A 9,553-nucleotide genomic window follows, 5' to 3' on the forward strand; every position below is an offset into this window, starting at 1 on the left:
ACCCCCAGGATGAGCGAAGACGCCATCAAGATGCCCGTGGATGTCGCCTGCATCCTGCACCTGCTTCCCCACCGCTATCCGTTCCTGCTGGTCGACCGCGTGGTCGAGCTCGAACCGCACCAGCGCATCCGCGCGCTCAAGAACGTCACCTTCAACGAGCCCTTCTTCCAGGGCCACTTCCCCGGCCGCCCGGTGATGCCCGGCGTGCTGGTGATCGAAGCCATGGCCCAGGCCGGCGGGCTGCTCACCCAGCTCTCGCAGCCCAAGGGCAGCGGCGGCGAAGGCAAGCTGTTCTACCTGGTGAAGGTCGACAACGCCCGCTTCAACCGCATGGTGGTGCCGGGCGACCAGCTCGACATCGAGGTGGTGCTCAAGCGCACCATCCGCAACATGGCGCTGTACGAGTGCGTGGCGCGGGTGGACGGCAAGGACGTCGCCAGCGCCGAGATCCTCTGCGCCGAGGGGAAGGAGTGACATGGTCCACCCGAGCGCCCTGATCAACCCCGGCGCCCGGATCGGCGCCAACGTCACCGTCGGCCCCTACGCCATCATCGGCGCCGACGTCGAGATCGGCGACGGCTGCCGCATCGGTCCGCACGCGGTGATCACCGGGCCGACCCGGATCGGCCGCAACAACACCATCCATTCGCACGCCACCCTCGGCAACGACCCGCAGGACAAGAAGTTCGCGGGCGAGCGCACCGAGCTGGTGATCGGCGACGGCAACACCATCTTCGAGTTCACCACCATCAGCCGCGGCACCGGCGACGGTGGCGGCGTCACGCGCATCGGCGACGACAACTGGATCATGGCCTACGTGCACATCGCCCACGACTGCATCGTCGGCGACCACTGCATCCTGGCCAACAACGCCACCCTCGCCGGCCACGCCGTGCTCGGCGACTGGGTGATCCTGGGCGGCTTCGCCGGCATCCACCAGTTCTGCCAGATCGGCGCGCACGCCTTCGTCGGCATGGGCAGCCTGGTCAACGCCGACGTGCCGCCCTTCGTGATGGTGGCCGACAAGTACGCGGCGCCACGCGGCATCAACGCCGAGGGCCTCAAGCGCCGCGGCTTCGACGCCGAGCGCATCGCCGCCATCAAGCGCGCCTACCGGGCGCTGTACATGTCCGGCAAGCCGCTGTCCGAGGTGCGCGAACAGCTCGCCAACGGCGAATCCCGGGACGTGCAGCTGATGCTCGAATTCATCGAGCGCAGCGAGCGCGGCCTGTTGCGCTGACGCCGCCATGGCCCCCGGCACGCCGCGCCGGCTTCGATTCGCCCTGGTGGCCGGCGAAGCCTCGGGCGACCTGCTGGGCGAAGGCCTGGTCCGGCAACTGAAGCAGCGTTTCCCCGATGCCGAGTTCGCCGGCATCGGCGGCCCGCGCATGCGCGAGGCGGGCTTCGACGTCTGGCACGACTACGGCGAACTGGCGGTGATGGGCCTGGCCGAAGTGCTGCGCCACCTGCCCCGCCTGCTGCGCCTGCGCCGCGGCCTCGCGCGCCGCCTGCTCGCGTGGACGCCCGACGTCTTCATCGGCATCGACGCGCCCGACTTCAACCTCGGGCTCGAACGCCGCCTCAAGCGCGCCGGCATCCGCACCGTGCACTACGTCAGCCCCTCGGTCTGGGCCTGGCGCGAGGGCCGCGCCGCGAAGATCGGCCGCAGCGCCGACCGCGTGCTGTGCCTGTTCCCGATGGAACCGCCCATCTACCAGCGCCACGGCGTGGACGCGCGCTTCGTTGGCCACCCGCTCGCCGACGACTTCGAAGCGGTGCCCGACCGTCGCGCCGCGCGCGAGCGGCTCGGCCTGCCGCAGGACGCCCCCGTCCTGGCCGTGCTGCCCGGCAGCCGGCTGGGGGAAATCCAGCGCCTGTGGCCGGTCTTCATCGACGCGGCCCGCCTGGTCACCGTGCAGCAGCCGGGCCTGGTGGTGGCCGTGCCCGCCGCCAACCACGCCTGCCGGGAAGCCATCGAACAGGGCCTGTCGAAATCGCAGCTGGCCAACATCGCGCTGTTCGACGGCCGGGCCCACGACGTGATGGTGGCCGCCGACGTGGTGCTGCTGGCCTCGGGCACCGCGGCGCTCGAAGCCATGCTGGCCAAGCGGCCGATGGTGGTGGGCTACCGCATTTCCGCGCTCACCTACCGCCTGGTCATGCTGCTGGGCCTGATGAAGGTCAACCGCTACAGCCTTCCGAACGTGCTGGCCAACGAGCCGATCGTGCCCGAGCTGATGCAGGGCGACTGCACGCCCGAAAACCTCGCCGACGCCGTGATGGGCTGGTTCCGCGACCACGAGGCGCGCGCTGCGCTGCTGCCGCGCTTCGAACACATCCACGCCAAGCTGCGCGGCGACGCCTCGGTGGCGGCCGCCGAAGCCGTGGCCGGCCTGTTGCCGCCGGCGCCATGAGCGGGCTGCGCATTGCCGGCGTCGACGAAGCCGGCCGCGGCCCCCTGGCCGGGCCCGTGGCCGTGGCCGCGGTCATCCTGCACCCGGACCGGCCCATCGCCGGCCTGGGCGACTCCAAGGCCCTGTCGGAAGCGCGCCGCGACGCACTCGAGCCGCTCATCATCGAACACGCCTGGGCCTGGCACGTGGAATGGGTGCTGCCGGCCGAAATCGACCGGCTCAACATCCTGCAGGCCACCCTCGCCGGCATGTCGCGCGCGCTGCGCGCGCTGCAGCCGGCGGCCGAACACGCGCTGGTGGACGGCAACCGCCTGCCGCGCGACCTGCCCTGTCCCGCCGAGGCGCTGGTGAAGGGCGACGCGCGCGAACCGGCCATCATGGCCGCGTCCATCCTGGCGAAAGTGGCGCGCGACCGCCTGATGCGCGAACTCGACGACCGGTTCCCCGGCTACGGCTTCGCCGTGCACAAGGGATACCCGACGCCGGACCACCTCGAGGCCCTGCGCCGCCTCGGCCCCTGCGCGCAGCACCGCCGAAGCTTCGCGCCGGTGCGCGCCTGCCTGCAGCCGACCCTGCCGGGCTGAACGACCCGGCACTGGACAGCCCATTTCCGCGGGCGTAAACCACGCTTGCATCCCGGTGGATGCGGCTGCCCGCGGCGAACGCCGACCGGCCGCGGCCACGCTCCCACCCAGGCCGGCAGCGAGTACTGCCATGCGCCACGACGCCCCCCTCCCGGCAGGCACTGCCCTGCCCCTCCCCCGCACGCCCCGCCACGACGGCCGCCCCGGCGACAGCCCGGTGCCGCTCGCGCCGGCCGCGATCGCCGAGTTCAACGACCTCCTGCACGAGCTGCACCCCGACGCCCCGCACGTGGACGAAGACGCGCTCGCCAGCGTCGCGCGCTGGCTGGTGGCGCTGCCGCCGGCGCAGGGCGACGCGCTGCTGCAGGCGCGCCTGGGCCGGCTGAAGGAGCTCTCGGAACTCGCCGCGGACCGCGACTGGGCGATCGAACCGGCGCTGGCCAAACGCATCGGCCGCCTGCTCGACTACGTCACGCGCGAACGCGACCTGATCCCCGACGACACGCCGCGCCTCGGGCAGCTCGACGACGCCCTGCTGGTGGAACTGGCCTGGCCGATGGTGGCCGAGGAACTCGAGGACTACCGCGATTTCTGCCGCTTCCGCGAGGAATCCGGCGACGGCTTCGGCGGCCACCCCACGCGCGACGACTGGCTGCGCGCACGCCTCGAGGAAGGCGCGCTGTGGGAGCAGCTGCATCGCGTGCGGCACCAGCGCTACGTCGATTACGGCCCGCTCGAAGGCGGCCTGCGCGTGGTGTGAGCGTCTTCGCGAAACTGTCGGTGCGCTGAATTAGTCCGAAGGTCACGACGACTTCCGGAACGCGCCGCGAAGGCTGCAACCGTCCACCATGGCCGTGCATCTGATGAGGCACGCGGCGCGGGAATGGTTCCCGGCGCCGCCTGCCGAAGAGACCCGCCATGAACGCCCAGCTCCGCCACGACGACCTCGCGCTCCCGCTGCCGCCGCCTTCCCACGACGCCCGCCGCCGCCAGTTCGGCGACCTCACGCTCGGGGACGCGGCCGTGGCCCGGTTCAATGCGCTGCTCGCGGAACTGTCGCCCGACGCGCCGCGCGTGAGCGCCGACCAGCTGGTCACGCTGGCGCGCTGGCTGCAGCAGCAGCCCGCCGACCAGGCCGTGGCCATCCTGTCCGAACGCCTCGCGCGTGCCGAGCAGCTGCGCCGCATGCTCAACGACGGCGACTGGGAGGTCGACGCCGACATGCGTGAACGCGCCCGCATGCTCACCAGCTACCTGCAGCAGGTCGACGACCTGATCCCGGACGACCAGCCGCTGGTCGGCCACCTCGACGACGCGCTGCTGGTGGAGCTGGCCTGGCCGGCCTTCCACGCCGAGACGCTCGACTACCGCGACTTCTGCCGCTTCCGCAGCGCCGAACGCCCGCGCGGCACCGCCGCCGAACGCCGCTTGGCCTGGGAAAACGCCTGCCTGGCCGAGGCCGCCCTGCTGCAGCAGCGCCGCGACGTGCGCGCGCGCCGCTACGCCGGCGGCCAGCCGCTGCCGGCGCTGTTCCGCGTCAGCTGAGGACCTTTCCACGGGGCGGGCGGCAGGGTTTGGCAACAGGGACTGTCAAGCCTTGTCCGCCCCCACCCTCGGGGTAAACTGCCGGTTGACCCTTGGTCCCCGGCATGACGCCCCGATTCGTCCACCTCCACCTTCACAGCGAGTATTCGCTCACCGATTCCAGCATCCGCATCCCGGAGCTGGTGTCGCGCTGCGCCGCGCTCGGGCTGCCGGCGGTGGCGGTGACCGACGTCAGCAACCTGTTCGCGCTGGTGAAGTTCTACAAGGCCGCCGAGGGCGCCGGGCTCAAGCCCGTGGCCGGCGCCGACCTGTGGATCAGCGAGGGCGGCGCGCCCTCGCGCATCACCCTGCTCTGCCAGGACCGCCGCGGTTACCTGTCGCTGTCGCGCCTGATCAGCCGCGCCTTCCTCGAGGGCCACGCGGGTGACTACGTCGCCCTGGAACCGGACTGGCTGTACGCCGACTGCGAGGGCCTGATCGCCCTGGCCGGGCGCGAGAGCCCGGTCGGCCGCGCCATCGCCAGCGGCCGCGACGAAGCGGCGCGGCAGGCGCTGGACGAACTGGCGCGCGCCTTCCCGAACCGGCTCTACCTGGAACTCACCCGCACCGGCCGCGACGGCGAGGACGCCTTCAACGCCGCCGCCGTGGCCCTGGCCGGCGCGCGCGGGCTGCCGCTGGTGGCCAGCAACGACGTGCGCTTCCTCTCCCGCGACGACTTCGAGGCGCACGAGGCCCGCGTGTGCATCGCCACCGGCCGCGTGCTCGACGATCCCAAGCGCCCGCGCGAATTCACGCCCGAGCAGTACCTGAAATCGCCGGAGGAAATGGCCGGGCTGTTCGCCGACCTGCCCGAGGCGCTGGAAAACACAGTCGAGCTGGCCAAGCGCTGCAACCTCGAGCTCAGCCTCGGCAAGTACTACCTGCCCGACTTCCCGGTGCCGGAAGGCCACACGCTCGACACCTGGATCCGCGAGGAAGCCCACCGCGGCCTGGCGGCGCGGCTGGCGAAGATCGAGCTGGCGCCGGGCCGAAGCGCCTCCGACTACGCCGCGCGGCTCGACATCGAGCTCGACGTGATCGTGAAGATGGGCTTCCCCGGCTACTTCCTGATCGTGGCCGACTTCATCAACTGGTCCAAGCGCAACGACATCCCGGTGGGCCCGGGCCGCGGCTCCGGCGCCGGCTCGCTGGTGGCCTACGCGCTGGGCATCACCGACCTCGACCCGCTCCGCTACGACCTGCTGTTCGAGCGCTTCCTGAACCCGGAACGCGTGTCGATGCCCGACTTCGACATCGACTTCTGCATGGACCGGCGCGACGAGGTGATCGACTACGTCGGCCAGAAGTACGGCCGCGACAAGGTCAGCCAGATCATCACCTACGGCACCATGGCCGCGAAGGCGGCGGTGCGCGACTGCGGCCGCGTGCTGGGCCACCCCTACGGCTTCGTGGACGGCGTGGCCAAGCTGATCCCGAACACGCTGGGCATCACGCTCGACGACGCGCTGGGCCTGAGCGACGCCGCGCGCAAGAACAGCGAGCTCGCCTCGGCGGAGCTGATCTCGCGCTACCAGAGCGAAGACGACGTCCGCGACCTGGTCGACCTGGCGCGCAGCCTCGAAGACCTCACCCGCAACGCCGGCAAGCACGCCGGCGGCGTGGTGATCGCGCCCACGCCGCTCACCGACTTCAGCCCGCTGTTCGCCGAACACGTGGCCAAGGGCGAATCGAGCCGCTCGGTGGTCACCCAGTTCGACAAGGACGACGTGGAAGCCGTCGGCCTGGTGAAGTTCGACTTCCTGGGCCTGCGCACGCTCACCATCATCGACTGGGCGCTCAAGGCCATCAATGCGCGCCGCCAGCGCGCCGGCATCGAGCCGGTGGACATCCTGGCGCTGCCGCTGGACGACCCGGACACCTACGCCCTGCTGTCGAAGGGCCAGACCACCGCGGTGTTCCAGTTCGAATCGCGCGGCATGAAGGAGTACATCCGCAAGCTGCAGCCCTCGACCTTCGAGGACCTGATCGCGCTCGCGGCGCTGTACCGCCCCGGCCCGCTGGGCGCGGGCATGGTGGACGACTTCATCGACCGCCGCCACGGCCGCGCCGAGGTGAGCTACCCGCACCCGCTGCTCGAGCCCATCCTCAAGCCCACCTACGGCGTCATCGTCTACCAGGAACAGGTGATGCAGATCGCCCAGGTCCTGGCCGGCTACTCGCTGGGCGGCGCCGACCTGCTGCGCCGCGCCATGGGCAAGAAGAAGCCCGAGGAGATGGCCAAGGAGCGCGTGAAGTTCGAGGCCGGCGCCGCCGAGCGCGGCATCGAGGCCGCCAACGCCAGCGCCATCTTCGACCTGATGGAGAAGTTCGCGGACTACGGCTTCAACAAGTCGCACTCCGCCGCCTATGCGCTGGTGGCCTACCAGACGGCCTGGCTCAAGGCGCACTACCCGGCCGAATTCATGGCCGCGACGATGTCCTCGGACATGGACAACACCGACAAGGTGGTGACCTTCCTGGACGAGGCGCGCGAGATCGGCCTGGCCGTGCTGCCGCCCGACGTGAACTCATCCGGCTACATGTTCGAGGCGCTCGACGCAAAGACCGTGCGCTACGGCCTGGGCGCGGTGAAGGGCGTCGGCCGCGGCGCCTGCGAGTCCATCGTCGAGGCGCGCCAGTCCGGCGGCGAATTCCGCGACCTGCTCGACTTCTGCCAGCGGGTGGATTCGAGCAAGCTCAACCGCCGCGTGCTCGAGGCGCTGGTGCACGCCGGCGCGCTCGACGCGCTGGGCCCGAACCGCCCCTCGCTGCTGCTGCAACTGCCCGAGGTCATCAAGGCCACCGAGCAGCTGGCGCGCGAACGCGCCGCCGGCCAGGTGTCGCTGTTCGGCGGCGCCGCCGACGCGCCGGCCATCCACATCGAGCTGCCGGTGGCGCCCGACTGGCCGCTGGAAACCAAGCTGCTGGGCGAGCGCGAAACCCTGGGCCACTACCTCAGCGGCCACCCGCTCGACCCGTGGCGGGCCGAGCTGCAGGGCCTGGTGGGCGTGTCGCTGGCCGACCTCGACCCCCTCTGGAGCAGCAAGAAGGACCGCCGCGGCGAAGCCGCCGTGGTGCTGGCCGGCATCGTCACCGCGGTGCGCCGGCGCGGCGACACCATGGCCTTCGTCCGCATCGAGGACGGCCGCGGCCAGCTCGAGGTGGCCTTCTTCCGCGAGGCCTTCGCCGAATCGGGGCACCTGCTCTCGCGCGACCGCATCCTGCTGGTCGAGGGCAACCTGGCCGAGGACCAGTTCAGCGGCGGCTTCGTGCTGCGGGCGCGCCAGTGCTGGGATTTCCGCGCCCTGTGCTCGCAGCACGCGCGCCGGCTGGCCATGACAGTGGACCTGCGGGCCCACGGCGCCTGGGAGCGCCTGCAGCAGACGCTGGCCGCCTACCGCCCCGGCGCCACCCCGATGCGGCTGGACCTGCTCACGCCCGGCAAGGCCCGCGGCACCGTGGACGTGAACGGCCCGCTGGGCGTGCGCACCGACCCGGAGCTGATCAGCCAGCTGCGCGCCCTGCCCGGCGTCAGCCAGGTCAGCCTGGCCCTGCACCGCCCCTGGCAGCAGGGCGGCGGCTGAGCCGTGGTGGCCGGCGGGCAAGCCGGCTAGAATCGCGCGCTAGAACCTTTGCTCTAGACCGCCGGCCCCAGGCTGGCGCGTCCGACCCGAGTCCAAGAATGAACCCGAACTTCCTCGATTTCGAACAGCCCATCGCCGAACTGGACGCCAAGATCCAGGAACTGCGCAAGGCCAGCACCGGCCCCGCGGTCAACATCGAGACCGAGGTCAACGGCCTGCAGGAGAAGCTGCGCGCCCGCACCGCCGAAATCTTCAAGGCGCTCACGCCCTGGCAGATCTCCCAGCTCGCGCGCCACCCGCAGCGGCCTTACACGAACGACTACATCGGCCTGATGTTCGAGGAATTCCACGAACTGGCCGGCGACCGCGCCTTCGCCGACGACGCCGCCATCGTCGGCGGCCTGGCCCGCATGGACGGCCGCGCGGTGATGGTCATCGGCCACCAGAAGGGCCGCGACACCAAGGCCAAGATCCGCCGCAACTTCGGCATGCCGCGCCCCGAGGGTTACCGCAAGGCGCTGCGCCTGATGAAGATGGCCGAGCGCTTCAAGCTGCCCCTGCTCACCTTCATCGACACCCCGGGCGCCTACCCCGGCGTCGGCGCCGAGGAGCGCGGCCAGTCCGAAGCCATCGCCCGCAACCTGCTGGAAATGGCCGAACTCAAGATCCCGGTCATCTGCACCGTCATCGGCGAGGGCGGCTCCGGCGGCGCGCTGGCCATCGGCGTGGGCGACCGCACGCTGATGCTCGAATACAGCACCTACTCGGTCATTTCGCCGGAAGGCTGCGCCTCCATCCTGTGGAAGTCGGCCGACAAGGCCCGCGACGCCGCCGAGGCCCTGGGCCTGACCGCCAAGCGCCTGTTCGAACACGGCCTGGTGGACGTGGTGGTGCCCGAACCGCTGGGCGGCGCGCACCGCGACCCGGCCGCCATGGCCGCCACGCTCAAGCAGCAGATCCAGCTCGAACTGGCCGCGCTCGACCCGCTCGACCACGCCAGCCTGCTCGAACAGCGCTACCAGCGCCTGCGCCGCTACGGCGCCTACGAGGCGGCCTGAGGCCCCGGCCGCCCCGCGGCCGCCCGCCACCGCCGCCCGGGACGACGCCATGGCCCTGACCCTGCCGCCGCTTCCCGTCGAAGGCCCGGTGCTGGTGGCCTGCAGCGGCGGCCTCGATTCCACCGTGCTGCTGCACCTGCTCGCCGCCGATCCGGCGATGCGCGCCCGCGGCCTGCGCGCCCTGCACGTGGACCACGGCCTGCACCCGCAGTCGGGCGAGTGGTTGGAGGCCTGCCGCGCCGCCTGCGCCGCGCTGGGCGTGCCGTTCGAATCGCGCCGCGTGCAGGTGCACGACGCCGGCGACGGCCTGGAAGCCGCCGCGCGCGCCG

General features: G+C 71.6%; 9 protein-coding genes. All 9 read left to right on the forward strand.

Annotated elements, in window-relative coordinates; all coding sequences use genetic code 11:
* Positions 1-9 precede the first annotated feature (9 nt).
* Positions 10-474, forward strand: coding sequence for a 3-hydroxyacyl-ACP dehydratase FabZ (fabZ, locus tag N790_RS07395; protein ID WP_043802670.1), 465 nt, complete (start codon positions 10-12; stop codon positions 472-474).
* A gap of 1 nt (position 475) precedes the next feature.
* On the forward strand, positions 476-1,240 hold the full coding sequence (gene lpxA / locus N790_RS07400) for an acyl-ACP--UDP-N-acetylglucosamine O-acyltransferase (RefSeq protein ID WP_043802673.1): 765 nt from the start codon (positions 476-478) through the stop codon (positions 1,238-1,240).
* A gap of 7 nt (positions 1,241-1,247) precedes the next feature.
* Positions 1,248-2,414: a lipid-A-disaccharide synthase gene (gene lpxB, locus N790_RS07405; RefSeq protein ID WP_043802675.1), complete on the forward strand. Its 1,167-nt coding sequence runs from the start codon at positions 1,248-1,250 to the stop codon at positions 2,412-2,414.
* Positions 2,411-2,998: a ribonuclease HII gene (gene rnhB, locus N790_RS07410; protein ID WP_043802676.1), complete on the forward strand. Its 588-nt coding sequence runs from the start codon at positions 2,411-2,413 to the stop codon at positions 2,996-2,998. Before lpxB ends, rnhB begins: the two co-directional genes overlap by 4 nt.
* 130 nt (positions 2,999-3,128) lie before the next feature.
* Positions 3,129-3,758, forward strand: a complete 630-nt coding sequence (locus N790_RS15215; protein WP_052385775.1) for a YkvA family protein — start codon at positions 3,129-3,131, stop codon at positions 3,756-3,758.
* 158 nt (positions 3,759-3,916) lie between these two features.
* Positions 3,917-4,543 (forward strand): hypothetical protein, encoded by a 627-nt coding sequence (locus tag N790_RS07420; RefSeq protein ID WP_043802679.1) that lies wholly within the window; start codon positions 3,917-3,919, stop codon positions 4,541-4,543.
* Between the two features lie 104 nt (positions 4,544-4,647).
* Positions 4,648-8,166, forward strand: a complete 3,519-nt coding sequence (dnaE, locus tag N790_RS07425; RefSeq protein ID WP_043802680.1) for a DNA polymerase III subunit alpha — start codon at positions 4,648-4,650, stop codon at positions 8,164-8,166.
* A 98-nt stretch (positions 8,167-8,264) separates the two neighbouring features.
* Positions 8,265-9,224, forward strand: coding sequence for an acetyl-CoA carboxylase carboxyltransferase subunit alpha (locus tag N790_RS07430; RefSeq protein ID WP_043802682.1), 960 nt, complete (start codon positions 8,265-8,267; stop codon positions 9,222-9,224).
* 49 nt (positions 9,225-9,273) lie between these two features.
* A partial coding sequence (locus tag N790_RS07435) for a PP-loop family protein (protein ID WP_043802685.1) occupies positions 9,274-9,553 on the forward strand: 280 nt, incomplete at its 3' end.

The organism is Arenimonas malthae CC-JY-1, assembly GCF_000747075.1.
GTDB classification, from domain to species: domain Bacteria; phylum Pseudomonadota; class Gammaproteobacteria; order Xanthomonadales; family Xanthomonadaceae; genus Arenimonas; species Arenimonas malthae.